The organism is Streptomyces spirodelae, from assembly GCF_017676385.1.
In the GTDB taxonomy this organism is placed as follows: domain Bacteria; phylum Actinomycetota; class Actinomycetes; order Streptomycetales; family Streptomycetaceae; genus Streptomyces; species Streptomyces spirodelae.
Window position 1 is genome coordinate 157,045 of record NZ_JAFFZN010000009.1, and the last position, 26,932, is coordinate 183,976.

At 72.3% G+C, this 26,932-nt stretch carries 24 protein-coding genes and 2 pseudogenes; 15 read left to right on the forward strand and 11 right to left on the reverse strand.

Annotated features, from left to right (window positions below; genetic code table 11):
- Positions 1 to 337: 337 nt before the first annotated feature.
- A pseudogene (locus JW592_RS12545) lies at positions 338 to 1,309 on the forward strand (MFS transporter); the annotation flags it as partial.
- Between the two features lie 218 nt (positions 1,310 to 1,527).
- Here JW592_RS12545 and JW592_RS12550 read toward each other — a convergent pair.
- Entirely contained in the window at positions 1,528 to 2,703 is a 1,176-nt protein-coding gene (locus JW592_RS12550; RefSeq protein ID WP_209265096.1) for a baeRF2 domain-containing protein, read from the reverse strand.
- 168 nt (positions 2,704 to 2,871) lie between these two features.
- Here JW592_RS12550 and JW592_RS12555 point away from each other — a divergent pair, with 168 nt between their 5' ends.
- From JW592_RS12555 to JW592_RS12575, 5 genes are all read left to right on the forward strand, one after another.
- On the forward strand, positions 2,872 to 3,678 hold the full coding sequence (locus JW592_RS12555) for a PTS sugar transporter subunit IIAB (protein ID WP_209265097.1): 807 nt from the start codon (positions 2,872 to 2,874) through the stop codon (positions 3,676 to 3,678).
- A 57-nt stretch (positions 3,679 to 3,735) separates the two neighbouring features.
- Positions 3,736 to 5,319 (forward strand): PTS ascorbate transporter subunit IIC, encoded by a 1,584-nt coding sequence (gene ulaA / locus JW592_RS12560; RefSeq protein WP_209265098.1) that lies wholly within the window; start codon positions 3,736 to 3,738, stop codon positions 5,317 to 5,319.
- Positions 5,320 to 5,412: 93 nt separating this feature from the next.
- Positions 5,413 to 6,216: an alpha/beta fold hydrolase gene (locus tag JW592_RS12565; RefSeq protein ID WP_209265099.1), complete on the forward strand. Its 804-nt coding sequence runs from the start codon at positions 5,413 to 5,415 to the stop codon at positions 6,214 to 6,216.
- Between the two features lie 103 nt (positions 6,217 to 6,319).
- Positions 6,320 to 6,658: a hypothetical protein gene (locus JW592_RS12570; protein ID WP_229375815.1), complete on the forward strand. Its 339-nt coding sequence runs from the start codon at positions 6,320 to 6,322 to the stop codon at positions 6,656 to 6,658.
- Between the two features lie 166 nt (positions 6,659 to 6,824).
- Entirely contained in the window at positions 6,825 to 7,856 is a 1,032-nt protein-coding gene (locus JW592_RS12575; protein WP_209265100.1) for a glutathione S-transferase family protein, read from the forward strand.
- Positions 7,857 to 7,870: 14 nt separating this feature from the next.
- Here JW592_RS12575 and JW592_RS12580 read toward each other — a convergent pair whose 3' ends face one another.
- The gene (locus JW592_RS12580; RefSeq protein WP_209265101.1) at positions 7,871 to 8,239 is read right to left on the reverse strand and encodes a nuclear transport factor 2 family protein; all 369 of its coding nucleotides are present in this window, start codon (positions 8,237 to 8,239) and stop codon (positions 7,871 to 7,873) included.
- A gap of 218 nt (positions 8,240 to 8,457) precedes the next feature.
- Here JW592_RS12580 and JW592_RS12585 point away from each other — a divergent pair, with 218 nt between their 5' ends.
- Positions 8,458 to 9,921: a membrane-associated oxidoreductase gene (locus tag JW592_RS12585; protein ID WP_209265102.1), complete on the forward strand. Its 1,464-nt coding sequence runs from the start codon at positions 8,458 to 8,460 to the stop codon at positions 9,919 to 9,921.
- Between the two features lie 15 nt (positions 9,922 to 9,936).
- Here the strand turns inward: JW592_RS12585 and JW592_RS12590 are convergent, their stop codons facing one another.
- The 3 genes from JW592_RS12590 to JW592_RS12600 all read right to left on the reverse strand — a co-directional run bounded on the left by JW592_RS12590 (position 9,937) and on the right by JW592_RS12600 (position 12,190).
- Positions 9,937 to 11,325, reverse strand: a complete 1,389-nt coding sequence (locus JW592_RS12590) for an NADP-dependent succinic semialdehyde dehydrogenase (RefSeq protein WP_209265103.1) — start codon at positions 11,323 to 11,325, stop codon at positions 9,937 to 9,939.
- A 54-nt stretch (positions 11,326 to 11,379) separates the two neighbouring features.
- The gene (locus JW592_RS12595) at positions 11,380 to 11,574 is read right to left on the reverse strand and encodes a hypothetical protein (protein WP_209265104.1); all 195 of its coding nucleotides are present in this window, start codon (positions 11,572 to 11,574) and stop codon (positions 11,380 to 11,382) included.
- A gap of 196 nt (positions 11,575 to 11,770) precedes the next feature.
- Complete coding sequence (locus JW592_RS12600; RefSeq protein WP_209265105.1) at positions 11,771 to 12,190, reverse strand: CBS domain-containing protein; 420 nt, start codon at positions 12,188 to 12,190, stop codon at positions 11,771 to 11,773.
- A 158-nt stretch (positions 12,191 to 12,348) separates the two neighbouring features.
- Here JW592_RS12600 and JW592_RS12605 point away from each other — a divergent pair, with 158 nt between their 5' ends.
- Both JW592_RS12605 and gdhA read left to right on the forward strand, forming a co-directional pair.
- Positions 12,349 to 14,169 (forward strand): glycoside hydrolase family 15 protein, encoded by a 1,821-nt coding sequence (locus JW592_RS12605; protein ID WP_209265106.1) that lies wholly within the window; start codon positions 12,349 to 12,351, stop codon positions 14,167 to 14,169.
- A 119-nt stretch (positions 14,170 to 14,288) separates the two neighbouring features.
- The gene (gene gdhA, locus JW592_RS12610; protein ID WP_209265165.1) at positions 14,289 to 15,641 is read left to right on the forward strand and encodes an NADP-specific glutamate dehydrogenase; all 1,353 of its coding nucleotides are present in this window, start codon (positions 14,289 to 14,291) and stop codon (positions 15,639 to 15,641) included.
- Positions 15,642 to 15,686: 45 nt separating this feature from the next.
- Here the strand turns inward: gdhA and JW592_RS12615 are convergent, their stop codons facing one another.
- The 5 genes from JW592_RS12615 to JW592_RS12635 all read right to left on the reverse strand — a co-directional run bounded on the left by JW592_RS12615 (position 15,687) and on the right by JW592_RS12635 (position 20,837).
- Positions 15,687 to 17,054: a glutamate-cysteine ligase family protein gene (locus JW592_RS12615; protein WP_209265107.1), complete on the reverse strand. Its 1,368-nt coding sequence runs from the start codon at positions 17,052 to 17,054 to the stop codon at positions 15,687 to 15,689.
- Between the two features lie 129 nt (positions 17,055 to 17,183).
- A complete protein-coding gene (locus tag JW592_RS12620) occupies positions 17,184 to 17,747 on the reverse strand; it encodes a hypothetical protein (protein ID WP_209265108.1) in 564 nt (187 codons plus the stop codon).
- 102 nt (positions 17,748 to 17,849) lie between these two features.
- On the reverse strand, positions 17,850 to 18,599 hold the full coding sequence (locus tag JW592_RS12625; protein WP_209265109.1) for an MIP/aquaporin family protein: 750 nt from the start codon (positions 18,597 to 18,599) through the stop codon (positions 17,850 to 17,852).
- Positions 18,600 to 18,828: 229 nt separating this feature from the next.
- Positions 18,829 to 19,596: a class I SAM-dependent methyltransferase gene (locus JW592_RS12630; RefSeq protein ID WP_209265110.1), complete on the reverse strand. Its 768-nt coding sequence runs from the start codon at positions 19,594 to 19,596 to the stop codon at positions 18,829 to 18,831.
- A 227-nt stretch (positions 19,597 to 19,823) separates the two neighbouring features.
- Positions 19,824 to 20,837, reverse strand: a complete 1,014-nt coding sequence (locus tag JW592_RS12635; RefSeq protein ID WP_209265111.1) for an NUDIX domain-containing protein — start codon at positions 20,835 to 20,837, stop codon at positions 19,824 to 19,826.
- Positions 20,838 to 21,078: 241 nt separating this feature from the next.
- Here JW592_RS12635 and JW592_RS12640 point away from each other — a divergent pair, with 241 nt between their 5' ends.
- The 6 genes and pseudogenes from JW592_RS12640 to JW592_RS12660 all read left to right on the forward strand — a co-directional run bounded on the left by JW592_RS12640 (position 21,079) and on the right by JW592_RS12660 (position 25,196).
- Positions 21,079 to 21,639 (forward strand): hypothetical protein, encoded by a 561-nt coding sequence (locus JW592_RS12640; protein ID WP_209265112.1) that lies wholly within the window; start codon positions 21,079 to 21,081, stop codon positions 21,637 to 21,639.
- Positions 21,640 to 21,770: 131 nt separating this feature from the next.
- Entirely contained in the window at positions 21,771 to 22,388 is a 618-nt protein-coding gene (locus tag JW592_RS12645; RefSeq protein WP_209265113.1) for a DNA polymerase ligase N-terminal domain-containing protein, read from the forward strand.
- The gene (gene ligD / locus JW592_RS12650; RefSeq protein WP_209265114.1) at positions 22,385 to 23,404 is read left to right on the forward strand and encodes a non-homologous end-joining DNA ligase; all 1,020 of its coding nucleotides are present in this window, start codon (positions 22,385 to 22,387) and stop codon (positions 23,402 to 23,404) included. Before JW592_RS12645 ends, ligD begins: the two co-directional genes overlap by 4 nt.
- 129 nt (positions 23,405 to 23,533) lie before the next feature.
- Positions 23,534 to 23,770 (forward strand): annotated as a pseudogene (locus tag JW592_RS32695) (ornithine decarboxylase); the annotation flags it as partial.
- Positions 23,771 to 23,810: 40 nt separating this feature from the next.
- Positions 23,811 to 24,485: an HAD family hydrolase gene (locus tag JW592_RS12655; protein WP_209265115.1), complete on the forward strand. Its 675-nt coding sequence runs from the start codon at positions 23,811 to 23,813 to the stop codon at positions 24,483 to 24,485.
- Between the two features lie 81 nt (positions 24,486 to 24,566).
- Positions 24,567 to 25,196: a DUF5709 domain-containing protein gene (locus tag JW592_RS12660; RefSeq protein WP_209265116.1), complete on the forward strand. Its 630-nt coding sequence runs from the start codon at positions 24,567 to 24,569 to the stop codon at positions 25,194 to 25,196.
- A gap of 42 nt (positions 25,197 to 25,238) precedes the next feature.
- Here the strand turns inward: JW592_RS12660 and JW592_RS12665 are convergent, their stop codons facing one another.
- Complete coding sequence (locus JW592_RS12665; RefSeq protein WP_209265117.1) at positions 25,239 to 26,645, reverse strand: cytochrome P450; 1,407 nt, start codon at positions 26,643 to 26,645, stop codon at positions 25,239 to 25,241.
- Positions 26,646 to 26,932 lie beyond the last annotated feature (287 nt).

Here is a 26,932-nt window from a genome sequence, read left to right on the forward strand (position 1 = left end):
GTCACCGGTAACTCTCCATGCCCGTAAGGCGATCAGCGATACGGGCAGCGACACGCCGAATCAGCGGCGGCCCGCCGGAGGTTTCTTGAGCGCATCGCCGCTCGACTGCCTTGATTCCAGGGGGAGTTCAGGGAAAACCTGGAATCCTATTATGGGCAGCCTTATGCAGAAACCGTTTGCTTGAATCCTGTATTGCGGCACGCTTCCTTTCGAGGAAACGGCCCGCCGAGGCGAGCCGGGCAGCCCAACACCCCACTCCTGCAAGGAGGTCCCGTTGCCCCTTGCCCTCTTGGCTCTGGCCATTGCAACGTTCGGTGCTGGCACGGCCGAGTTCGTGATGATAGGTCTACTGCCCGAGGCCGCCTCCGACATGGGAGTGAGCATCCCCGATGCCGGTGGCTACGTCTCCGCCTACTCGCTCGGTGTCGTGATCGGGGCACCGCTGCTCACCCTCGCGGGTATGCGGATCCGCCGTAAGACAATGCTGCTCGCGATGACATGCATGTTCATTTTCGGGAACACAGCGTCAGCCCTTGTCCCCAACCATGAACTTCTGCTGGCCGCCCGCTTTACGGCTGGGCTTCCGCACGGTGTGTTCTTCGGAATCGGCGCCGTTGTCGCGGCGCGACTCGTCCCGCCGGAAAAGCGCGGCAGAGCCCTCTCGGTGGTACTGGTCGGCGTGCCGATGGCGAACATCGTCGGCTCACCACTGGGCACCCTGCTCGGTCAGACGGTCGGCTGGCGCTGGACGTTCATCGTCGTCGCGGGCATCGGCCTCCTCGGCCTCGTCTCCCTCGCGACCCTGATCCCCGTGCAGCAGGAACCAGGACGGGGAACCGTGCGCGGCGAACTCGGCATATTCAAGAGACCGCAGGTGTGGCTGGCCTATGCCGTGGTGGTGTTCGGCTTCGCCGGCACCTCGTCCTTCTACACCTACATCCAGCCGCTGGTCACCCAGGTCAGCGGCTACACCCCCACCGCGGCCACCGCGCTGCTGGCGCTCTCCGGCGCCGGCATGACCGTGGGCACCATGCTCGGCGGGCGCCTCGCCGACTGGCCCGTACGGACCATGTGCGGGGCGCTGCTCGCCCTCGCGCTCTCGCTGATCATGTTCCTGGTGACGGCGCAGAACACCGTTCTGGTCGCCGTCAACGTGTTCCTCACCGGAATCGCGGGCATGGCCGCCATCCCCAGCGTCCAGGCCCGCATCCTCGACCACGCCAGGGACGCCCCCGAACTCGGCTCCGCCAGTGTGCAGTCCGCCTTCAACATCGCCAACTCGCTGGGGGCCTCGCTCGGCGGCATGGTCATCGCCGCCGGCTTCGGCCTCACCTCACCCAGCTGGCTGGGGGCTCTGCTGGCCCTGGCGGGCGCCTGCTTCGGGCTGCTGTCCGGCTGGCTCGACCGCGGCAACCGCTCCTGGGGGGTCACCCCTTCCGCCGCCTCCTGGAAGAGCGTCAAGTCCGAGGCGTTATGGGGCCGGGCGCCCACGCCCGCCCGCTGCCCCGTAGGCCGCCCCGGCGCGCGTCACCGCACGGCGGCGGCCCGCTCATCGGCGTGCGTCCACCGCAGCAGCGCGCCCAGCCCGCCGACCGGGAGCTCTTCCCGCGGGTCGGCGACCAGCACCTCGGCGTCGGTCGCCAGCGCGTTGCGCAGCAGCGCGTCGTCGGCCCTCGCGGGCACCGGGTCCGTAGCCCCGAGGTACTGCAGCTCGGAGCGGCGCACGGCCACCTGGTCGGAGCCGTCGCCCACCCATACCTGGCGGTCCCGGTCGGGGCCGCCGGGCCGCACCAGCAGTGTGCCGACGCGGTGTTCACGCGCGGCCTCCACCAGCGAGGGCACCGACTCGGCCGTCGCCGGAACCGGCGCCGCGGGATCGTGGAGGTCCCCAGGGCCTGAGCTGCCAGGACTGTGCGCTGCGCGCATCTCGGCCAGCGCGCGAGCGGTGTGCTGCTCGACGAACTCCTGACGGGCCCGCGCCGTCTCCCGGTCGAGCAACTCCGAGGAAGCTCCTGCCGCGCGGCCGCCGTGCGAGGTCTCCACTGCGATGCCCCGCAGCCGCTCGGGCAGCCGCTCGTGCACGGCCCTCCGCTCGCGCGGGTCACCGCTGAGGACCAGCACATCCGCGCCGGTCTCCTGGAAGCGGCGGTCGATCGCTTCGGCGATCAGTCCGGCGTTGCTCTCCCAGGTGTTCTCCACCCGCAGCTGGAAGTGCTTCTCCGACAGTTCGCCGGTGGCGTTGCGGTGGATGGGCCACTCCTCACCGGTCGCCTGCCCGGCGCTGTGCGTCCCGTGCGCGTCGACGAGTTCGAAGTCGGCGCCGGTGCGGTCGATGCGCGCCGTCAGGCAGCGCGGGTTCTCTCCCCGCAGCTCCGGCAGCGGCCCCAGGTGCGGCAGCGCCGACCAGCACACGACGGTACGGTCGGGCGCCGTGTTCAGCGGCAGTTCGAGCACGGTCTCGCCGGCAGCGGCGAACACCACGCTGCCCTGCGGCCGGGTCCTGGGCGAGAGCGCGGCCAGGTGCTCGGTGACGGCGTCGACGGTGGACGCGTCTGCCCCCTGCCGCGCCAGCTCGTCCCCCGCGGCACGGGCCGCCAGACGGCGCTCGTCACCGGCGGACTCGGTGGCCCGCGCCGTGCTGGTGTAGACGGTGGCCCACGGCCCGTTCCGGTCGAGGAGCGGTGCGAGGGAATCGAGGCGCATGGTTCCTCCCTGCTGTTGGGGGGCGCTTTGTGCCGGTGTCGGGTACCCCTGTCACAGGCGCCGACACCGGCACCGTCGGGCGGGGCCGCGGCAGCGGGTGACCGGCCGTGACGTTCCGGGCGGGAGGCGCCCTGAGACCCCGCCGGGCGGCGTGTCAGTATCCGGGGCATGGCGTCACTGAGCGAACTGCTGCCCCGCGAGGCGATACGGCTGGAGGTGGCCGCGGCCGACTGGCGCGCGGCGGTCGGTGTGGCGGGCGAACTGCTGGTCACACGGGGTACCACTACCGACGCGTACACCGACGAGATGATCCGCAACCTGGAGGAGAACGGGCCCTACCTCGTCATCGCGCCCGGCTTCGCCTTCGCCCACGCCCGACCCTCGCCCGCGGTGCGCCGCACCGGAATGTCCTGGGTGCGGCTGGCTGAGCCCGTCGCGTTCGGGCACGAGACCAACGATCCGGTCACCCTCGTCGTCGCCCTCGCGGCGGAGGACTCCGGCGCCCATACGGCGGCCATGGCGGCGCTGGCGCGGCTGCTGGGCGACCCGGAGACCGAGGCGGCCCTGCGCACCGCACCGACCCCCGGGGAACTGCACAGGGTGCTCGCCGCAAACGAGCAGCGGCGGGAAACCGGCGGCGGGGGGACCGCGCGCGCGAGTGGGCACTCGGCGCGCGCGAGCGGGCCGGCCGTGCAGAAGATCCTCACCGTGTGCGGCAACGGCGTCGGCACCAGTCTCTTTCTGAAGAACACTCTGGAGCGCGTCCTCGACAGATGGGGCTGGGACCAGCACATCACCGTGGAGGCCACGGACACCATCTCGGCCAAGGGCAAGGCGTCCGAGGCCGCGGCCGTCCTCACCTCCCGGGAGATCGCCGCGACCCTCGGCGACGTGGGCGTTCCGGTGAAGGTGGTGGAGGACTTCACCAGCGCCAGTGAGGTCGACGCCGTCCTGCGCGACACCTACGACGTCTGAGCCCGCCGGGCTCCCGGGACACGTCTCGCACGAACACAGCACGAAGCGGAAGGCTCCATGGACTGGCTGGTCACTGTCGCGAAGTTTCTCGTCAACGAGATCCTGAGCGTTCCCGCGTATCTGATCGGTCTCATCACGGCGGCCGGTCTCGCGGCTCTGAGGAAATCGGCGGGGCAGATCGTCGGCGGCGCCATCAAGGCGACGCTGGGCTTTCTGCTGATCGGCGCCGGAGCAGACCTCGTCGTCGGCTCGCTGGCGCCGCTGGGGGAGATGATCCAGGGCGCCACCGGGGCGCACGGGGTGATCCCCACCAACGAGGCCATCGTCGGAATCGCGCAGGACGAATTCGGCGCACGGGTCGCCTGGCTGATGATCGCCGGGTTCGGGCTCGGGCTGCTGCTGGCCCGGTTCACCCCGCTGCGCTATGTCTTCCTGACCGGCCATCACATGCTGTTCATGGCGACGCTGCTGACCATGGTCCTGGCGACCGCGGGGCTGTCCGCGTGGGTCGTGGTGGCCGTCGGTGGCGTGCTGCTGGGCATTCTCCTCGTGTCGATGCCGGCATTCGCTCATCCCTGGACCAAGCGCATCACCGGCAACAACAGCATCGCCATCGGGCACTTCGGCACGGCGGGCTATGTGACGGCCGGCGCGGTGGGGCAGCTCGTCGGCAGGCGCAGCCGCAGCACGGAGGACATGAAGCTGCCCGAGGGGCTGCGCTTCCTGCGCGACTCGATGGTCGCCACCGCGCTGTCCATGGTGCTCATCTACCTGATCATGGCGGTCCTCCACCTCGCCAAGGCGGGCCGGGAGACGGCCTTCAAGGCGTTCGCCGCCGACAGCGGACAAGCCGCGGCCGACCTGGGCGACTATCTGATGCAAGCCCTCATGCAGGGCCTCCAGTTCGGCATCGCGGTCGCCGTCATCCTCTTCGGCGTCCGGACGATTCTGGGCGAACTCGTCCCGGCCTTCCAGGGCATAGCCCGGAAAGTCGTACCCGGAGCAGTACCGGCGCTGGACGCGCCCATCGTCTTCCCGTACGCGCAGAACGCCGTGCTCGTCGGGTTCCTGGCCAGCTTCGTCGGCGGCCTGAGCACCCTCGCCCTGCTGGCCTGGGTGCTGGGCCCGGCCTTCGGTCTGGCCCTGGTGCTGCCCGGGCTGGTGCCGCACTTCTTCACCGGTGGCGCGGCGGGCGTGTACGGCAACGCGACCGGCGGCAGGCGCGGCGCGGTGCTCGGCGCTTACTGCAACGGCGTTCTGATCACGCTTCTGCCCGCCGTGCTGCTGAAGGTTCTGGGCGCCTTCGGCAGTGCCAACACCACCTTCGGGGACGCCGATTTCGGCTGGATCGGCTCCCTCGTCGGCTTCGCGGGCAAGGCGGGCGGAGCGACAGCCATCGTGCTGATGCTCGCCACCGGGGCCGTGGTGCTGGCGGGCGCCATCCTGGTGCAGAAGCGGGTCGTCGAGCCCGGCTGGGACCCCGGAGCCCGGCGCGACGCGCTGCTGCCGTCCCCGGCGCCAGGGGACGGCGGGCCCTCCCTCGTGCCGGCGGCCGCGGCGCCGCGCGCCTACCCCAAGCTGCCACCTCCCGCCGGGGCTCCCACCCCGCCCCCGCCGCCCGAGGACCGTGCCCGGGGCTGACCCGCGGCGAGCCGTCCCGCGTCGCGCCCCCGGCTGTCAGTGGCTGCTGGTAAGACATCAGCAACATCACGTCAGCCGGAAGGGCCACGCACCATGAACGCGCAATTCACCACCTCCTCCGACGGCACCGAGCTCGCCTTCGAGCGGCTGGGCGACGGCCCGCCCGTCCTGGTTACCGGGGGCGCGCTCAGCACCCGCGCCGCGGGCGTGCCGTTCGCCCGCGAACTGGCGGGGCTGGGCCTGTCCGGAGTGGTCTACGACCGCCGGGGCAGAGGCGACAGCGGCGATACGGAGCCCTATGCGCCCGTCCGGGAAGGCGAGGACCTGGCCGCCGTCGCGGCGGCGGTCGGCGCGGGCGGGGAGGAGTCGGAGTGCTTCGCCTTCGGGATGTCGTCCGGCGGCCTGGTGCTGCTGGAGGCGATGGCGCACGCGGGGGCCGCGCTGAGCAGGATCGTGCTCTTCGAACCGCCCTTCACCGGAGCGGTGGGACAGCTCCAGGACCCGGTCCGGGTGGCACGGCTGACCGAGCTCGTCAGCGAGGGCGAGCGGGCCGAGGCGGTCACCTACTTCCTCTCCGAGATCATCGGCCTGCCACCGCAGGCTGTGGAGGGCGCCCGCCAGTCCCCGGCCTGGGAGGAGATGAAGAAGATCGCGCACACGCTCTGCTACGACACCACGCTGCTGGGGGACAGCACCCTGCCCGAGGAGACGCTGGCCGCTGTGCGGGTCCCCACCCTGGTGCTGAGCAGCGACGCCAGTACGCCGGTGCTGCAGGACGCGGCCCGCGCCACTGCCGAGGCGCTGCCGAACGGCGAGTACCGCACCCTGCCCGGGGTCTTCCACCAGGTGCCGCCCGAGGAGCTGGCGCCCGTGGTGCAGGACTTCCTCATGTCCTGAGCGAGCCGCCCTTGAGCGGCCCTTGAGCAACCCGTGAGCGGTCCGCGAGCCGTCCGGCAGGCGCGGCACGTCAACAGTTGCCCATGCCTTCCCCAATTCCGCCATGAGGCAGGGAGGTTGGGGGAAGCCACTGGCTGTCCGGCCGAGCGAACGTGAGCGGGACGGGGTGGGGGAGATGGACGCGACGGCAGCGGGCGGCGCCCGGCGGTGCGCGGCGGCGGACGAGGCGGACCCGACACCGTGCGAGGGCAGGCGCACGGCGGTCACCGTCCTCGACCGGAACGGCGTGCAGCACACCGGCTGTATCCACCACACGGCGCGGCTGCTGGCCAGCCTGGAGGGAGCACGTCTGCATCCCTCGGCCGCCGCCCTGCCGTGGGCGTGCGAGGTCTACTGCCGGGCCGCCCAGCTTCCGCCCTTCGCCTGGCAGGTCGGGCGCTAGGCGGGAGCATGGCACCCGTTTCGCGTCGGTACTCGGCACAGGGGCCGCTGGGGTGATGGGATCGGGGCCGGGAGCACCCACCGGCCGACGCCCGGGGCGCGTACCGGGCGCGACCAGCGCCTCCGGCACGCCCCGCCGGGCAGGCACCTGTGAGAAGGAGACCGGAATGAGCACTGCTGAAGCCACCGACGGTGCCGGGAACACCGAGTACGGCCGGAAACCGTTCAAGAGGTCCAAGAGCCACTTCGCCGACCGCATCACGGCCGACGGGCGGGACGGCTGGCCGGTGGAGGCCGGCCGGTACCGGCTGGTGGTCAGCCGGGCCTGCCCGTGGGCGTCCCGCGCGCTGGTCTCGCGGCGACTGCTGGGCCTGGAGAGCGCGCTGTCGCTGGCCGTCGCCGACCCGATCCAGGACGACCGCAGCTGGCGTTTCACCCTCGATCCCGACGACCGCGACCCGGTGCTCGGCATCCGCTTCCTGCACGAGGCGTACGACAAGCGTGAGTCGGACTACCCGGGCGGTGTGAGCGTCCCCGCGATCGTGGATGTGCCCAGCGGCGCACTGGTCACCAACGACTACCAGCAAATCACCCTCGATCTGGCCACCGAGTGGCGGCAACTGCACCGGCAGGGCGCCCCCGACCTCTACCCCGAGGCGCTGCGCGACGAGATCGACGAGGTGGCCGCTGGTATCTACCGGGACGTCAACAACGGCGTCTACCGGGCCGGGTTCGCCACCACGCAGCAGGACTACGAGGCCGCGTACGCCGATGTCTTCCGGCGCCTGGACCTGGTCTCGGAGCGGCTGCGGGACCGGCGCTACCTGGTGGGCGACACCATCACCGAGGCCGACATCCGCCTGTTCACCACGCTGGTGCGGTTCGACGCCGTCTACCACGGCCACTTCAAGTGCAACCGCAACAAGCTGGAGCAGGACCCCGTGCTGTGGGCGTATGTGCGGGATCTGTACCAGACGCCGGGGTTCGGGGACACGGTCGACTTCGACCACATCAAACGGCACTACTACGTCGTCCACACCGGTATCAACCCGACCTCCATCGTGCCGGCCGGACCCGATCTCTCCGGCTGGCTGGCCCCGCACCACCGAGAGCAGCTCGGCGGCCGCCCCTTCGGGGACGGCACCCCGCCCGGTCCCGTCCCGGCCGGCGAGGAGATCCCCGCGGGCCACAGCGCCTGAGCCCGCCCGGCGCTTCAGGCGCCGGGCACCCGGTCCAGGAAACCCTTCACCGAGGCGATCCGGCCGTCCTCGGCCAGCGTGATCACATCGAATCCCGCGGCGGGCGAGGAACCGTCGGCGACGACGACCAGCTCCCAGGAGAAGCGGGCGATGTCGTGGTGTCCGTCCACAGCACCGATCTGCCGGAACTCGCAGCCGGGGAACTGCTCCCGTGCCGCACCGATCGCCGCCGTCAGCTCGCCGTGGCCGGCCACTTGGGCGAGCGGGTCGGTGTAGCTGCCGTCCTTGGTCCACGCCGTGGCGACGGCCTTGGCGCGGCTCTCGGCGTCCGGCGCGTTCCAGGCGGCGAAGTAGCGCTCGACAGCGGTCTCGTAGGTGTTCATGACGTACGTCCCCTCGTTCCCTCGTTCTCGTTGTCCCGGTGGAGTACCGGCCTGCTCGTCGTTGCGGTGGAGCCCCGGCCCGCGTCGTGTCCGCGAGCCGATGCCATGACGATGCCGCCCGCGCGGGGTCCGGGTCGATTACGTGCCGGGTAATCGCCGGACCGGGCCGCACCGGGGCCGAGTTGACGTGCTCGCGGCGTCCGGGAAGAGTCCGGGGCGTGGAGATCACCGAACTGACGGAGCCGGAAAGGCGCGTGTGGGAGGCGTTTCCGCGGGGCGAGCCGGTCGACCTCTCGGCGGCCGAAGATCGCACCGTGCGGGCCCGGGTACTGCGCTCCCTGCTGCTGACGACGCCCGACGAGAACGGGGAGATACCCGCGCTGCGGCTGCGGGGCGCGCGGGTGACGGGTGAGCTCAATGTGCACTCCGGCCATGTCAGCTGCCCGGTGTCGCTGCGGGAGTGCGACTTCGACGAGACGGTCGTCCTCTACGGAGCCGAGTTCCGGCAGCTCACCCTGGGCGGGTGCCGGATGCCGGGGCTGTGGGCGACCACCCTGCGCGTCGACGGGGCGCTGCGGCTGAACGACTGCCGCGTCACTGGCGCGGTCGCACTGTCCGGGGCGCGTATCGCGGGCGCCCTCTTCCTGGACCGCGCCGAGGTGGGCGTACCGGCCCAGGCTGCGGGGGAGGGCGGCACACAACCGGCCGAACGGCCGGAATCCCCGCTGAAGCTCGACCACGCGACCGTCGGCGAGGATCTGCGCGCCACCCGGCTGACCGTGCACGGCAGGGCCCGGCTCGACGGAGTGACCGTGACGGGCCTCGTCCGGCTCGACGACGCTTGTCTCCTGCAGCCCGGCGGCACCGCACTCCAAGCCGAGACCCTCACCGTGGGCACCGATCTGCACGCCATGCGACTGTGGGCCGAGGGCCGCGTCAACCTGCGCGGCGCGACCGTTCCCGGGCAGCTCAACCTCAGTTGTGCGCGGCTGTCCAACCCGGGCGGCGTCGCGCTGCGGGCCAGCAGCTGCACGGCGGGCGAGTTCTGGCTGCGCGAGGCCCGCCCCGTCGAGGGCGTCGTCAATCTGCGCCGGGGCCGGTTCGAACTGCTGCACATCAGCCCCGAGGTGTGGCCCGCCGCGGTGCGGCTCGACGGCCTGACGTACACGACGCTCGTACCCGCCCGCCCGGCAGCCGAACGGCTGGAGGTGCTCACCCGCGACGGCGACGGCTATGTACCCTTCGCCTACGAACAGTTGACGGCCGCCTACCGGCACATCGGTGACGACGCGGCGGCCCGTACCGTCCAGCTCGCCAAGCAGCGCAGACACCGCACGACGCTCGCCCTCCACGGGCGGCTGTGGGGCCATCTCCAGGATGTGACCGTGGGCTACGGCTTCCGGCCGATGCGGGCCGCCGGCTGGCTGGCCGGACTGCTCCTGGTGGGCGCGGTCACCTACGGACTGCGTCCGCCGCGCCCTCTGAAGGCCGACGAGGCACCGGGCTTCAACGCCTTCGCGTACGCCCTGGACCTGCTGCTGCCGATCATCGACTTCGGCCAGGAGAAGGCGTACGCCCCGCAGGGCGGGTACCAGTGGCTGGCGTATCTGCTCATCGTCGCCGGCTGGGTGCTGGCCACTACGTTCGTGACCGGCGTCAACCGCGCGGTGAGCCGGTACTGACCGGGCGTTCGGCGCTCAGGCGCGCCAGATCGTCGTCGTGTTGCAGAACTCGCGGATGCCGTGCCCGGACAGCTCCCGCCCGTAGCCGGAGCGCTTGACGCCGCCGAAGGGCAGGGCCGGATGCGAGGCGGTCATTCCGTTGAAGTAGATGCCGCCCGCCTCCAGGTCCTGCGCGAAGCGGTCGGTCTCGCACTCGTCCCGCGTCCACACGTTGGAGCTGAGCCCGAAGGGGGTGTCGTTGGCCAGCTCGATGGCCTCGTCGATGTCGCGCGTCCGGTAGAGGGAGGCGACCGGGCCGAACGCCTCCTCGCGGTGGATGCGCATCTGCTCGGTCACGCCGGTGAGCACCGTCGGCTCGTAGTAGAAGCCCCGGTCCAGGCCCTCGGGGCGGCGCCCACCGCACAGCGCCTGCGCGCCCTGGGTGAGCGCGTCGGTGACCAGCTCCTCCAGGTCGTCGCGACCCTGCCGGCTGGCGAGCGGGCCCACGTCCGTTCCGGGCTCCATGGGGTCGCCCACGGTCAGCGCTCGCATACCAGCCGTGAACCGCTCGGCGAACGCGTCGTACACGTCCGTGTGCACGATGAAGCGCTTGGCGGCGATGCACGACTGGCCGTTGTTCTGGACCCGCGCCGTCACCGCCGTGCGTGCCGCGGCGTCGATGTCAGCGGAAGGCATCACGATGTAGGGGTCGCTGCCGCCGAGTTCGAGCACGGTCTTCTTGACCTCGTCGCCCGCGACCGAGGCGACCGACCGGCCCGCCCCTTCGCTGCCGGTGAGGGTGGCGGCGACCACGCGCGGGTCGCGCAGCACCGACTCGATCGCGCCGGAGGAGACCAGCAGGGTCTGGAAGCAGCCCGGCGCGAAGCCCGCCCGGTGGAACAGGTCGCCGAGGTACAGCGCGGTCTGCGGCACGTTCGAGGCGTGCTTGAGCAGCCCCACGTTGCCCGCCATCAGCGCGGGTGCCGCGAACCTGATCACCTGCCAGAGCGGGAAGTTCCACGGCATCACCGCCAGCACCGGGCCCAGCGGGCGGTAGCGCACCCTGGCCCGTACGGCGCCCGAGTCCTCGACGTCCTCGGCGGCCGGATACTCGGGTGCCAGCAGTTCCTCTGCCCGCTCGGCGTACCAGCGCATCGCCTTGACGCACTTGGCGGCCTCAGCTTCCGCGGCGGCCAGCGTCTTGCCCATCTCCGTCGTGATGACCCGCGCGACCCCGTTCGCCTCCCGCTCCAGCAGGTCGGCGGCCCCGTTCAGCAGCCGGGCACGCTCCTCGAAGGTGGTGGTGCGGTAGGTGCGGAAGGCGGCGTCGGCGTCCGCGAGTCGCTCTTCGATCTCCTGCTCGGACAGCGGGTCGAACGTCTTGAGGGTCTCGCCGTCAGCGGGGTTCACCGTGGCGATCGGCATGGCTTGCGGCCTCTCAGCGGTGGGGGCCGGCCCAAGAGCCGGCCCTCGGGGTCTTCAGGATTCCGTGGCGGGCGGTACGTCCTCGGGGTCGTAGTCGTCCAGACCGGCATCCACCCGCTCCTCCTCCGTGCGCTTGGCCAGCGCCTCGTCGTCGGGCTTCTCCGGCATGCCGCCGTGTATCCGGCGTTCCTCCGGTCCACGGATCTGGTCGGGTTCGCTTCCTGCCTGGTCCGGCTGGCGCTTGGACATATCCAGCTCCTCACCTCAGGTAGGGGTATTCAGATCATGGAAGGTTTTTGAGGTCATTCACGTCTGTCTCGGGTATCCCCTGTTTATCCAGGGAACACCCATTTGCCCGGTCGTACCAAGCGGAGCACGACGCGCTCCACCACCCCCCGCCCCCGTCCCGGCCTGTGGCACGGCCCGGCCTGGGTCCCGACCGGCCTCAGGTGTTCGCCGGGGCCGAGCTGATCTCGCTCAGGGCCGAGTCAGGGTCCCGGTCGACCGCGAGGTCGCCCAGGGCGACCATGCCCACCGCCTCCCCGTTCTCGACGACCGGCAGCTGCCGCAACGAGTGGCGGCGCATGAGCACGGCGGCATCATCGGTACCGTCGCCGGGGGAGACCGTCACCAGCCGGGGGCTGCACACCTCCCGCACCGTCGTATGCAGAGGGTCGCGGCCCTCTGCCAGCACCCGGACCGTCAGGTCACGGTCGGTGACCAGGCCGCGCAGCTCGTCCCGCTCGGTCACCAGCACGGCGCCGATGTCCTCGTCACGCATCCGCTGCGCGACCTCACCGACACCGGTCAGGGTGCCGACCGCCACCGGCGCCGCGGTCATGATGTCGCGGACCCGCTGGGTCATCACCGTCCTCCTTCCCCATCGGTGGCCGGCGGCTCCGGCCGCCGCCGGACGGGCCGTACGTGGCCGGGCCGCCCCTGTGGACCGGGCCGGGTACCCGCGTCGCGGCGTGTCACGCCGTGCGTCCTGGGCTCCCGCGACCGGGTACTAGGGTCACCGATATGACGCAGCTCGCCCCATCTGATCGATCAGGCCCGGACGGCACCGAGCCCTGGCCGCTGCGGGACTACGCCTTCATAGGCGACGGGGAGCGCGGCGCGCTGATCTCACCGCGCGGTGGGCTGGTATGGCTGTGCGCGCCGCGCTGGGACAGCGACGCGGTCTTCTCGCAGCTGATCGGCGGCGCCGGGCAGTACACCGTGAGACCCGCCGACAACTGGCAGGTCAGCGGCGGTTTCTACGAGAACGGCACGCTCGTGCGGGTCAGCAGGTGGGTGACCTCCGGGGCCGTCTTCGTCACCCGGGACGCGCTCGCCCTGCCCGCCGACCCCGAGCGGCTGGTGCTGCTGCGCCAGGTGACCCTCGAGCGCGGCCCCTCGTCCGGCGCGGGGGTGGCACTGGTGCTCGATCCGCGGCCCGGCTTCGGACGCGCCGAGCTGAACGGCTGGCAGCTGTCCCGGGAACCGGTCGGCCCCGGCGGTGCCGCGTCGGACGACGCGGCACCGGTGTGGACGGCCTCCGGCGGCGGGCTGCGGATGCGCTGGGCGGGCGCCCCCGAGGCGCGCCCGGGACCCGACGGCGCGCTGCACGGCACGTTCACCCTGCGCGAAGGCGAGCGGCGCGACCTCGTTCTGGAGATCACCACCGAGCGCGCCGCCGGCACCGGCAGCCTGGAGCCGCACGGGCTGTGGGAGGAGACCCAGCGCCGCTGGCGGCAGGCCGTGCCCGAGTGCGGCAACCTGCTCGCGCCCCGTGACGCCCGCAAGGCGTACGCCGTACTGCACGGGCTGACCAGCGGCGCGGGCGGCATGGTGGCGGCTGCCACCACCTCACTGCCCGAGCACGCGGGCGAGGGCCGCAACTACGACTACCGCTACGCCTGGCTGCGCGACCAGTCCTACGCCGGCATCGCGGTGGCCGCGCACGGGCCGCATCCGCTGCTGGAGAGCGCCTGTGACTTCGTCACCGCGCGCATCCTGGAGGACGGCGACGCGCTGCGCCCCGCCTACACCGTCACCGGCGACCCGGTCCCCGAGGAACGGACCCTGGGCCTGAGCGGCTACCCCGGCGGGAGCGACCGGGTGGGCAACCAGGCGGGCAGGCAGTTCCAGCTCGACACCTTCGGCGAGGTGCTCCAGCTGTACGCGGCGGCCGCCCGCCACGGGCACCTGGAGGACCGCGACGTCCGGCGCGCCGTCGAGGTCGCCATCACCGCCGTGGAGCGCAACTGGGAGCGCCCCGAGGCCGGGATGTGGGAGCTGGAGGAGCGCTGGTGGACGCACTCACGGCTGAGCGTGGTGACCGGACTGCGGGCGCTGGCGGCCCAGTTGCCCGAGCGTGAGGCCGCACGCCCCCGCGCGCTGGCCGAGACGGTGCTGGCCCAGGCCCGCGCCCGCTGTCTGCGCCCCGACGGAGTGTGGGCCCGCGCCGCTGACGACCCCGAGGTGGACGCGGCGGTCCTGCTCCCGCTGGCCCGCGGCTGCCTGCCCATGGACGATCCGAGTACGGCCCGCACAGTCAGGGCCGTCCAGGACGAGCTGGCCGAGGACGGTTTCGTCTACCGCTTCCGGCATGACGGCCGTCCGCTCGCCGCCGCCGAGGGCGCCTTCCTGCTGTGCGGCTTCATGATGTCTCTGGTCACCAACCACCTCGGCGACCGCCCCTCCGCGCTCCGCTGGTTCGAGCGCAACCGCGCCGCGTACGGGCCTCCGGCCCTGTACGCCGAGGAGTTCGACGTCGAGCAGCGCCAACTGCGCGGCAATCTGCCCCAGGCGTTCGTGCACGCGCTGCTGCTGGAGAACGCGGTCCGGCTCGCGGACTGACGGAGGGCTCCCCCGGCAAGAGTGTTTCTCGCCACTTGCGAGCCGGACTCGTGGCGACCGACCGTACCCTCGTGACCAGCCTGTCCCGGCAGGGCAAGGTGGCCGTGCGAGCGACGAGGATGATGTCCGTGGATGCCAGCAGCCGTATCGAAGCGCTGTACGCCGAGGTTCTGCGCCGTAACCCCGGGGAGCCCGAGTTCCACCAAGCGGTACGGGAAGTGCTGCACAGCCTGGAGCCGGTGCTGCGCAAGCGCCCCGAATACGCCGAGGCCCAGCTGGTGGAGCGGCTGGTCGAGCCCGAGCGGCAGCTCCTCTTCCGGGTCCCGTGGACCGACGACGCCGGCGAGGTGCACGTCAACCGCGGCTTCCGGGTGGAGTTCAGCAGCGCGTTGGGACCGTACAAGGGCGGGCTGCGCTTCGTCCCGGATCTGTCGCTGGGCACCGTCAAGTTCCTCGCCTTCGAACAGATCTTCAAGAACGCGCTGACCGGACTGGGCATCGGTGCCGGCAAGGGCGGCGCCGACTTCGACCCCAAGGGCCGCAGCGACGCGGAAGTCATGCGGTTCTGCCAGTCCTTCATGACGGAACTGCACCGCCACCTCGGCGAGCACACCGACGTACCCGCCGGCGACATCGGCGTCGGCTCCCGTGAGATCGGCTTCCTCTTCGGCCAGTACAAGCGGCTGACCAACCGCTACGAGGCGGGCGTCCTCACCGGCAAGGGCACCGGCTGGGGCGGCTCCGAGGCGCGCACGGAGGCCACCGGGTACGGCACCGTGCACTTCGTCCGCGAAATGCTCGCCACCCGCGGCGAGGACCTCGCCGGGCACCGCGTCGTCCTCTCCGGCTCCGGCAACGTGTCCCTGTTCGCCGTCGAGAAGGCCCAGGCGCTCGGCGCGCTGGTCGTCGCCTGCTCCGACTCCTCCGGCTACGTCGTGGACGAGGCGGGGCTCGACCTCGACCTGCTCAAGGAGATCAAGCTGGAGCGGCGCGGTCGGCTCGACACCTACGCCGAGGCCCGCCCCTCGGCCCGGTTCAGCGCCCGCGGCTCCGTCTACGACGTGCCCTGCGACATCGCGCTGCCCTGCGCGACCCAGAACGAGCTGACCGAGGACCACGCCGTCAGCCTCGTCAAGAACGGCGTCAAGGCCGTGGCCGAGGGCGCCAACATGCCCTGCACGCCCGACGCGGTCGGTGTGCTGCGTGAGGCGGGTGTGCTGTACGGGCCGGGCAAGGCGGCGAACGCGGGTGGCGTGGCCACCTCCGCGTTGGAGATGCGGCAGAACGCGGCCCGCGAGTCCTGGACCTTCGCGGAGACCGAGTCCCGGCTGGCCGCGGTGATGCGGGCGATTCACACGGAGTGTGTGACCGCCGCGGAGGAGTACGGGAGCGCTGACGACTATGTGCTCGGCGCGAATGTCGCCGGGTTCCGGCGGGTTGCGGAGGCGATGCGGAGTCAGGGCGTCGTGTAGGGCTGGAGAGGGGCTGCCCCTTGCCCGCCGTCGCAGGCCGCGGGGTCAGGGGATGCGATGCCTCGCGATGTGGCGGGCCGGGAACGTGGTGGGGGCCGCCCGCAATTGGTCGAGGGTGCGGTGCGCGAATGTCACGCCGGACTCGGCGATCTCGTGCAGCGGCGCCAGAAAGCGCACCGCATCATGGCGTTCGGTGCCGGCGGCGACGCGGGCCCGCAACCCCGCCTCGCTCAGTCGCAGAAGCTCGGCCGCGATCTCCCGTACAGGGCGCCCCGCGATCTGGGCGTCCAGCCCGCGGCGGGCGATGTCCCGCAACGCGGCCCGGTGCGCGTCGGGACCGACACCCCGCAGCAGCTCCCAGGCCGCCGCGCGGGACGCCGGATGGTAGCCGAGCCCGGTCCAGAAAGCGGGCACCGCGTAGCGGGCCTCGAACGGCGGGCCGTCCACCGCGCGCAGCTCCAGGGTCTCGCGCAGCCGCACGTCGGAGAAGATCTGCGACAGATGCGCGCGCCAGTCGGCGAGCTGCGGCCTGCTCCCGTCCTCGAACCCGCGCCGCAGCAGGGTGCCGAAGGGGACCCGGGGTGCAGCCTGCCGACCACCGCCGGGTGCCGCGCGGTGGATCATCGGCAGGTTCAGCGCCCAGTCGATGAACATCTCCACATCCACGTCCTCGCGCAGCATCATCGGGATCACACTGGTGCGGGACGGATCGCAGCGGCTGAGGTAGTCCATCCGGCGGGAAAGCTGCCCGCACGGACGGCCGCCCTCCAGCGGCGCGTTGACGAACAGGGCGGCCGCCGGGGTGGAGGCCGCCGCCAGCACCCGTAGCTTCTCGGTCAGATCAGCGGGCGAGGTGAAGTCGAGGGACACCTGCGTCGAGAGGGCCAGCGACATCACCTGCACCCCGCCGGCGCCCGGTCTGCCCAGCCGCTCGAAGTGGCGCCGCATCAGCGGGGTACGTGAGTGCGGTACCCACTCCACTTCCTCGGGCGCGGTGAACGGGTACTGCGCCCCCGGGACCAGCGCGAAGCCGAATCCGCGTGCCGCCGCAGCCACTCGGCGCAGCCCACGATCGGTCACCTCGGCGAGGTCGGCGACGCAGGAGCACGGTGGCGAGGAGTACTCGACCGCGCCGCCGTGCTCCAGCGAGACCGTGCCGCCCTCCGACAGCCGCACCGCGACCAGCGCACCGCGGTCGTACTGGGGTTCGGTGTCCGGCTGGTCGGCGACGAGGTGCTCCAGCAGGGCGCGGACCCCGCGCGGCCCCTCGTACGGCACCGCGGCACCGGTCCGGGGGTCCAGCGCGGCGGTCTCCACCTCGATACCGACCAGTTCGCTGCCGTCGGCGCCCCCCTCGATGACGTCGCGCAGCTCGGCCCGGGAGAGTGACGGTGTGACGGGGGCGAGAGCCATGACGCACCTCGGGGATCGGCCAAGCTGTCGGCGGACGGGAGAAACGGAACCATCCCGCAACCTCATCCGCCGTATACCCCGGCGTACGGCTCCACCAGGTAACCCCTTCAGTGGACACCCGCCGGCCGCTCACACCAGCCAGGCACCCGCCGTGACCAGCCCGGCCGTGGCGCCCGCCGCCGTCTGCGCCACTGTGTGGTACGTCAGCGCGATCCGGGACCAGCACACCGCGACCACCAGCGGCCCGGCAGCCGGCAGCCACCAGGGCGAGTGCACCACGGCGAGCATCGCCACCATGGCGGCCGCCACCGCCGAGTCCACGCTGATCTTCCAGAAGGCGTTGACCGTCAGCAGGACCACCGTCATCGTCCACAGCGCCACCATCGCGATCAGGATGTCCCGCGGCGCCCGGCCCAGCACCATCACCAGCGCGCCCAGCCCCACCGAGCCCAGGATCACCAGGAAGATCGGCAGCCGCTGTGTGCGGTCCACCACGTGCCGGTCGCCCCAGGTGCCGCGCCTGCGCTCCCACTCGATGTAGGAGGCAGGCACGATGCCCGCGCACAGTGCGGCGAACAGCCCCCAGGGCACCCCCGTCCAGTTCCCCGCCGCCGCGACGCCCAGCCCGGTCAGCCCCGCCAGCAGCGCGTTGCGGGGCTGGAGGACATCGGTGACCAGGCGTGCGGCTCTCACTGCGCGGGCTCCTCGGGGGAAGGGCGGACCCGCCGCGGGCGGCGCAGCAGGCGCCACCACGGTAGCCGGGCCCCGCGACCGCCCCTGACGGGGCGCGACCCCCTACGCCGGGTAGGCCATGTACAGCAGGGCCGCCAGGACGCCGCCGAGGAGAGGGCCGACGACCGGCACCCAGGAGTACGCCCAGTCGGCCTTGCCCTTGCCCTTGATCGGCAGGACGAACGCGTAGGCGATGCGGGGCCCCAGGTCGCGGGCCGGGTTGATGGCGTAGCCGGTCGGTCCGCCCAGCGAGGTACCGATCACCAGCACGACGAAGGCGACACCCGCGTACCCCAGCGCGGAGTTGCCGAAGTCGGGAATCTCGCCCTCGCCCTTCCAGGGCCCGGCGACGGGCGAGAACAGCACGAAGGCCACCAGCACGAAGGTGCCGAGCACCTCGGTGACCACGTTCCAGAAGCTGTTGCGGATGGTGGGCGCCGTCGAGAATATGCCGAGCGTGCCCGCGGGGTCGTCGTGGTCGTCGAACTGCAGCTTGTACGTGGCCCAGCACAGCACCGCGCCTATTATGCCGCCGAGCATCTGCCCGAGCAGATACACGGGCACGTCCGACCACGCGGTCTTGTCGGCCACGGCGAGAGCGAGGGTGATGGCCGGGTTGAGGTGCGCGCCGCTGGGCGCCGCCACGCTCGCGCCGGTGAAGACCGCGAAACCCCAGCCGATGTTGATGAACAGCACGCCCCCGCCGTTGCCGTTCGTGCGGCGCAGTACGTGGTTGGCGACAACGCCGGTACCCAGCATGATCAGCACCGTGGTACCGAGTAGTTCCCACAAGAAGATCGAGCCAGCGCTCATCCGCTACCTCCACAACGTCGCGGCTCAACACACCGTTCACTCGACGGCGATGGGCGCGCACCCTACTTGCAGAACAGTGGCCTGCTCCAGCCTGATGACCAACAATTCCGCAAGCAGGGATTGAGCTCGGGGGCGGAAGCGGTCGCCGAACTGCATGCAGTGGGAGGTGAGTTGTGGGCGGCGCACTGTCCTTCCCGGTGGCGGTGCTCACGGCACCCGCCGGCTCCGGTCACGTACCCGGGCCGCGCGCCACCCACAGGTCCACCACGTAGGTCTCTTCCACCAGCTCGTCGGGGAAGAGCGTCTGCAGCCGGGCGTGTTCGGCCGCAACGAACTCCCGGGTGCGCTCCTCGTCCATCACGAGGAAGCCCGAATGGCTGATCAGATTGCCCAGGTGGGTCTCCAGCGACACGGTACGGCTCCACCGCAGGTGGCGACGGACGACGTGGAGCCCTTCGAGCCCGGCCTTCCGTACCGCGCCGGGATGGTCGAGAGGGGTGAGGGAGGGCGAAGTGGCGCCGGTGTGGCGGGTGATGCGCTCCGTCTGCTCGGCGATCCAGGGCACGTCATGCGCTGAGGTGTTCCACCAGATGACGAGCGAACCGCCCGGACGCAGCACGCGCAGCGCTTCGGGAACAGAACGCGTGGTGTCGGTCCAGTGCCAGGACTGGGCGTAGGTGAGCAGATCCCGACTCCCGTCCGCCAGCGGGAGCGCGTTGGCGTCGCCCCGCACCAACGGCGCGTCCGGCAGGGTCTTGCGGAACCGTGCCGCCATGCCCGCGCCCGGCTCGACGGCGACCACGTCGGCACCGCGCTCCAGCAGCTGCGCGGTCGATATGCCCGTGCCGGCCCCGATGTCGCCGACACGCGCACCTGCCAGCGGTATACCGGCCAACTCCTCGATGGCGTAGAAGAGTTCGCCAGGGTAGGACGGTCGGTAGGTTGCGTAGCGGTCTGCCGCCGCATTGAACGATGTCGCACGGGATCGAGAAGTCACCGCCCCATCCTGCCCCGGCCCGCACTCTGTTATCGCCCGGCACGGCACCGGTCGGCTGCCGCGGAGGCGCACGCCGCGTACGGGCGCCACCCCCGGGCGCCCGTACGCCGCCGACCGGGTCCTGTGCGGCGGGGAGGGGGCCCTTGCGGCTCGTTGCGGGGTGCGGGTGTGTCGTGGTTGCGCGCGTGGTTCCCCGCGCCCCGACGGGGCACGCGCAATTCCCCCAGCTACCGCTGTGCGCCGCGCAGGAGCGCGGCCTCATGGGAGGGGAGGAGGCGCAGCGCCTCGTCCCGGCTGAGTCGGCGTGTAGTGGCCGGAAGGTGGGACACGGCGACGTCGGCCGCGAAGAGATGGGTGATCAGGGCGCGGCCGCCGGCGGGGCACCCGGTGCTCTCGACGGCCAGCAGCCGCCCCACGCCGGTCGGCCCGTCTGCCGGGTGGCCCAGTTGGGTGCGCAGGGCGCGGGCCGCGGCCTCGCCGGGTGTCTCGGTCGCCGCCACCGGGGCGCCCGGCAGTCGCCAGACGGAGCCGCCGCCCCATCCGTCGTCGTCCCGCCCGCCCCCGGTGTGCCCCGCGTCCCGCACCAGGACGCGGCCCGTCCCGTCGGTGACCAGTACAGCGGCGGTGACCGCCGGACCGGGCAGCAGGGCGCGGCGGTCCCGGTCGGTGAGGGGCGCCGGATGGCCGTCGAACAGGTGTGCCGTATGGGCGCCGTGTTCGGCGGTGAGCGCGGCGGCGGTGCGGCGGCGCAGCCGCTCCGGGAGCCGGGTCAGGGCCTCGTCCTGGGTGACGAACTCGGCCGCGCGCAGTTCGTCCCGCTGGAGGCGCAGGTCGCGGGCGGTCACCGGGTGCGGCAGGTGGACGGCGTACACACAGGCGGTCAGTGCCCTGCCGTACACGGTGGCGGGCACGTTGTCGACGGCCAGCAGGCGGCCGACGCGGAGCGAGGCGGGCCGCAGCTCCTCGTGGAGCTCCCGTACCAGCCCGTCGACCAGGCCCTCGTCGTCGACCATGCCGCCGGGCAGGTCCCAGCCGGCCTTGTAGACCGGGTCGACGACCAGGAGACGGCCCCGTTGGTCACGGATCACAGCGTCGACGGCGGCGGCGGGTGCCGGGTGCGCCGCGAGGTAGGCGGCCAGCTCGTCCTGGGGGCCCGGCGACGGGACCGTGCCGGGTGTCCGGATGGCCGGAGCGAAGGCGGGTGCGGTGGTGGTGGCAGGCGTACGGGGTGTCGACGTCATGCGGCCCTCCTCGTGTCCGGTGGCGGAGGCGGGCCGGTACGGTGTGCGCGCCTCCTGCGTAAGTCAACTGACCCGCCATGTCATTGGGTACGCCGCTCGTTCGGCTCAGCGGTGGCGCCGCCAACCGTGTTCCCCGGGCTGCTGCACGGAAAGAACGGGCATAGCGTCATCTTTCAGTCGGCATCGGCCGACGCCGACCGGACATCGACGGCACCGACCGGACGACGAGGGGAACGCTACGGTGAGCGAACAAGTCAGCGGGCGGCTCGACGGGGGCGAAGCCCCGGCCGCGGGAACGGCGACGGCACCCCGCCCGCACATCCGCGTACGGCCGGGATGCGTCGCCGGACACGAGGGCCCCGGACACGAGGGCGCTCCCCGGTCCGTACACCCCGTCGTGCAGATCTTCGAGGACGCCGCGCGGGCCGTGCCCGGCTATCCGCTCGCCCCCTTGGTGACCGACGAGTTCTGCATCCTGATCGGCCCCGGCAACGCCGCCACCTTGATCGCCGTCTACTTCGACGACGTGGCCACGCTCTGGGTGGACCAGTACATGTGGAGCGAGTACGAGTGGTCCGACCGGGACACCGGCGAGCTGGGCTTCCTGGCCGAGGCCGTGGCGGCGGTGCAGCGCGGGGACGGGGCCTGGCACTTCCGCCAGGACGACGGGCGCCTCGTCCACCTCGGCGGCAGGATCGGCAGCCAGGTCATCGGCTCCGGTGGCGTCCACCCGCCGCCCCTCACCCTCCCGCTGATCCCCTGGCCCTCCCAGCTGGGTCCGGCGCCGGCCGGTACGGGCTGAGCCGAGCCGGGCGGCGTGAGGCGAGCCGAGCCGAGCGGGGCGGTGCTCCCGGTGCGGATCCGTGTGGTGCGCGAGACAGTGGGAACGCGGCAGATGCCAACGGAACGCGGCACGGAACGTGAGGACCAGGCGTGAGTGGCGACGACGACGCGCTGAAGACTTACCGCGGCAAGCGGCGTTTCGACCGGACCGCGGAACCCGAGGGCGAGCGCACGGAGCGTGGCGACCAGCCGCACTACGTGGTGCAGATCCACGACGCGACGAGCCTGCACTTCGACTTCCGGCTGGAGTGGGACGGCGTGCTCAAGTCGTGGTCGGTGCCCAAAGGGCCCTCGACGGACCCGCACGACAAGCGGCTGGCCATGCCCGTTGAGGACCATCCGCTGGAGTACCGCACCTTCGAGGGCGTCATCCCGGAGGGAGAGTACGGGGCCGGTCCGGTCATCGTGTGGGACGAGGGCACCTATGAACCGCTCTCCCGCGACTTCGGCAAGGCGCTGGAGAAGGGCCACATCTCCTTCCGGATGCACGGCGGCAAGCTGCGCGGCGACTGGGCGCTCTCCCGCTTCCGCAGCGGGGAGGACGGCGAGCGCGAGGCGTGGCTGCTGGTGAAGAAGAACGACAGCCACGCCTCCTCGCGCGGCACCCCCGACCCGTGGCGGGTCCGCTCGGCCCGCAGCGACCGGACCCTCAAACAGGTCGCCGAGCAGTCCACGGAGCGGTGGACCCGCCAGGGCGGGCGGTCGTGAGCGGTCTGCTCGACACGCTGCCCGCCGACCAACGTGCGCTGCTGCGCCGGGCACCGCCCGGTGCGGAGCTCGCTCAAAGGCCCATGCGGGCCGAGCTGAGCGACCGCCGGGAGTTCCCCGAAGGCGGCTGGATCTTCGAACGCAAGCTGGACGGGGTACGGGTACTGGCCGTGCGCGAGGACGGCAGCGAACGGCTGCTGTCCCGCTCGGGGCGGCGCGTCGACGAGACGTACCCCGAGATCGTGGACGCGCTCGCCGCACAGAGCCGCGCCGACTTCACCGTCGACGGCGAGATCGTCGCCTTCGCCAACGGCCGTACCGACTTCGCCCGCCTCCAGCAGCGGATGCAGCTGAGCACCGCACGGCAGGCCAGAGCCAGCGGGGTCGCCATCACCTACTACGTGTTCGACCTGCTCCGGCTCGACGGCATGGAACTGACCCGGCTGCCGCTGCGCATCCGCAAGTCCCTGCTGCGCAGGGCACTGGACTTCGGCTCCCCGCTGCGCTTCACCACCCACCGCAACGAGGGCGGCCCGCAACTGCTGGACGAGGCATGCGCGCACGGGTGGGAAGGGCTCATCGCCAAGCGCGCCGACGGACGCTATCTGCCGCGCCGCTCACCCGACTGGCTCAAGCTCAAGTGCGCGGGCGGCCAGGAACTCGTCATCGGCGGCTTCACCGAACCCGCCGGTACGCGGGTGGGCTTCGGGGCGCTGCTGCTGGGCTACTACGAAGGCGGCGCGCTCCGCTACGCGGGCAAGGTGGGCACCGGCTACGACCGCGCCACGCTGCTGACCCTGCGGCGAGGGCTGGACCAGCTGGAGGTGCCCCGGTCCCCGTTCGCCGACCGGGTCCGCGAGCGCGGCGCGCACTGGGTGGAGCCCCGGCTGGTGGCGCAGATCGGCTTCACCGAGTGGACCCGCGACGGAATGCTGCGGCATCCCCGCTTTCTGGGTCTGCGGGACGACAAGAGGCCCGAGGACGTCGTACGGGAGACCCCTCGCGAGCGCCGGTGAGGGGATACCCTCTTTCCGCGCTTCGCGGACTGGAGGGGCGCCTGTCAGAGGCGCGGGGAACTGCGCGACAAGCCACAAGGGCGCTGCGGCGACTGGTTCCCCTCCGGAGGAGAAGGGCACCCGGTGCGTATGGACCACAACACCGTGCCGGTGCTGGAGGCACTGGCCCGATACCAGGCGGCGGGCGAGCTGTCGTTCACCCCGCCGGGACACAAGCAGGCGAGGGGCGCCGACCCCCGGGTGCGCGTGGTCCTGGGCGATGCCGTCTTCCACGGCGACGTGCTGGCCTCCGGCGGGCTGGACGACCGCCGTACCCGCAGTGCCGTGCTCGGCAAGGCCGAGCAGCTGATGGCGGAGGCCGCGCACCCTCCGCGACCCGACAAGCCCCTCACCCCCAGGAGCCGCCATGCCACGCGCCGCGCTCTTCGACGTCGACGGCACCCTCACCGACACCACCTACCTCCATGTGCACGCCTGGTGGGAGGCGCTGCGGCAGGCGGGGCACAAGGTGCCCATGGCAGAGGTGCACCGGGCCGTCGGGCTCAGCGGCGCCGACCTGCTCGCGCGAGTGCTGGGAGAGAGCAGGGACCCGGCCGGGGACGAGACCGTGGATGCCGCGCACAAGACGCTGTTCGCCACCTGGCACGAGCGGCTCGCGGCGCTGGAGGGCGCCCAGGAGCTGCTGCGTGCGCTGCATCGGAGGGACTGGACGATCGTGCTGGTCACCTCGGCCGTGGGCGGCGAGCTGGCCGCGCTGCGCCGCGCGCTGGACGCCGACGAGGTCATCTCGCACATCGCCAGCGCCTCGGACGTCGCCGAGGGCAAACCGGCGCCGGACTCCGTCGACCAGGCCAGGGAACGGGCGGGAGCGGCACGTGAGCAGACGGTCTTCCTCGGCGACGCCGTGTGGGACATGCGGGCCGCCTCCCGCGCGGGAGTCACGGCCCTCGGCGTCCTCTCCGGCGGCATCCCGCGCGCCGACCTGGAGGGAGCGGGCGCCCAGGAGATCTACGAGGGTCCCGCCGATCTGCTCACCCGTCTGGAGGAGAGCGCCTACGCCCGCCTGGAGCGGGAGAGCTGAGCCGCGCGCCGGACGCCACCGCGGCCGCGTAGCCGCCAGGGCGAACGGGTACCCGGAGGACCCGCACGAGAGGAGGCCACCATGACGGGAGACGGCAGGGACATCCCCGCGGAGGAGGGCGTCACCACCGAGGATGCCGCCGAGATGCAGCCGGGCCCTGTCGAGGGCCGGCAGCCGGACGAACGCCTGGAGCGCGGCCAGTGGCAACCGCCCGTCGATTCCGATCCACCGCCCCGCACGGCCGGCGACGACAGCGGCGGCTTCGACACCTCGTTCCTGACCCCGCAGGCGGAGTCCGACGAGGAGTACGCCGAACCCGCGGACCCCGGGGCCGACCCCGAGGACCAGGGCATCCCCGACCTGCAGGACGGTGCCCCGATGCAGCAGCTGTCCAGCGACCCGCAGCAGGAGCCGGTACCCGGCGACACCCCGACAGCCGTCACCCGCTCCGCGCCCACCCCTGCCGAGATGCGCGAGGGCGAGTCTCTGGACGAGCGGCTCGCCGAGGAGATGCCCGAGGAGTCCGAGCGGGACGCCGTCTCCGGTCCGCCGGACGACCCGGCGGGGGTGCTCCGCGCCGACCCCGAGGCGACCCCGCCCCGCAGGCAGGATGTCTACGGAGAGGAGACGGGCGAGACCGGGGGCGGCCTGTCCCCGGAGGAGCAGGCGCTGCACACGGTGAGCGAGGACGAAGCCACCTCCGGCGAGTAACAGGCGTTCCAGGGGCGGACTCCTGCGTCGGCGGCCGAGTTCCTACGGCAGCGGTTGTACGCGGAACGCCAGCGAGAAGTGGTCGAGCGTGGTGGGCACCGGCGCGGAAGCCCGCAGCCGGGGGTGTGAGGCGAGGGTGTACTGGTGCTGTTCGACCAGCGCCGCAAGCAGCGTGCTGACGGTGGACAGCACCAGGTTCTCGCCAGGGCAGCCGGCCCCGCCCGAACTGAACGGCAGCAGCGCCGGATTGGACCGGGCCTGCCGCCCCGTCTCCTCGGTCCACTGCTGGGGCGCGAAGGTGTCCTCGTACGGTGCGGCGGGCTCGGCGCGGTGCAGGTACGGGGTGTAGACGGCGAAGACGGTTCCGGCGGGCAGGGTGCCGCCCTTCCAGGACGTCCGGGCCGTGCTCTCGCGCAGGATGAGCGGGGTGGTGGGCCACAGCCGTACCGACTCCAGCGCGCAGCCGCGCAGCAGCGGCAGCTCGCGCGGGGCGTCCGGTACCCCGGCGGTCGCCTCCTCGCGGGCCCGTGCCGCCCACCGCGGGTGGGTGGCCAGCACCGCGAGCGCGCGCATCGTGGCCATGCCCGCGGCGTCATAGGCGAAGAGCCAGTGCGGAATCTGGCCCGCACGGTCGGTCCCGGCCGGTGCGGGGGTCCGCGCCACCCGCTCGGCCAGGCTGCCGGGCTCCGGCTGTGCGACGTAGGACCGTACGCGGGCGAGGAACGCGCTCCGCAGCCTTCGGCGGCGCGGGCCGGCCAGCGACCAGTTGGCGGCCGAGCGCAGTGCGCCGAGCTGCGCGGTGAGTGCGGTGTCGTCACGGGCCGCGTCGCCGAGGACGATGCGCCGCACCGTGCGCCACCACGCGGCGTCGAACTCGTCCCACAGCAGCTGCCCCGACCGCTCGGCGCCCGCCAGCAGCACCTCGGCCTCCTCGCGTACGACACGGGTCAGCCGCCCGGCGATGCCGGGCAGCGGTTCGGGGGTCTCCAGCACCTCTTCGACGAACTCCCGGCGCCGCGTCCGTTCCCCGCCGCCCGAGATGAGCACCCCGTGCGGCTGGAACTGCGCCAGCGAGCCGCGCTTCTCCAGGGGGGCCGGGCTGAAGGGGTCCGGTGTCTCGTGCAGCACGCGGTGCGCGTCCCCGGGGTCCAGCACCAGCGCGTATGCCCGCCCCCGTACCGTCAGCGGGAGCGGGCCCGGGCCGTGGCGGTCGCGCAGGGCACGCATCCGTTCGATACCGCGCCGGTCCCAGCCGGTGCGCTCGACCAGCGACATCGCCCGCGGCCTGCGCACGATGACGCCGCTCGCCAGCACCGGCAGCAGGGCGTCGGCCACCACACCCGCCGCTTCCCGCGCGTCCAGCGCCGGCAGGGTGTCCGCCGGGTCCGGCGCTCCCGGTGAGCCGTCCGGTTTCCGTGGCGCTTCCGTGCTGCTCTCGGTCAGTCGCATCTCCACTCCGCTCGCTCCGCACGCCGGATGTGCTCCGGCGGCCGTCGGGTGCGTCGTTCCAAGAGGGTCGCGGTACCCCGGCGCAATCGGACGAAACGACGCGCGAAGAGGGGCCGGATGCCGCCCGGCCGTGGCGCGAAGTGCGCCCCCTCATGCGCCCCCCCATAACACATCGCACACACTCGGTCTCAATGTGTGGCTAAAACTGTGTCCCTCTTCGGGGCGATGAGCTTGTATGTATTGAGCGGCGCCTGTCAGATCAAAGATCGGGCACGTAGGGGGGACTG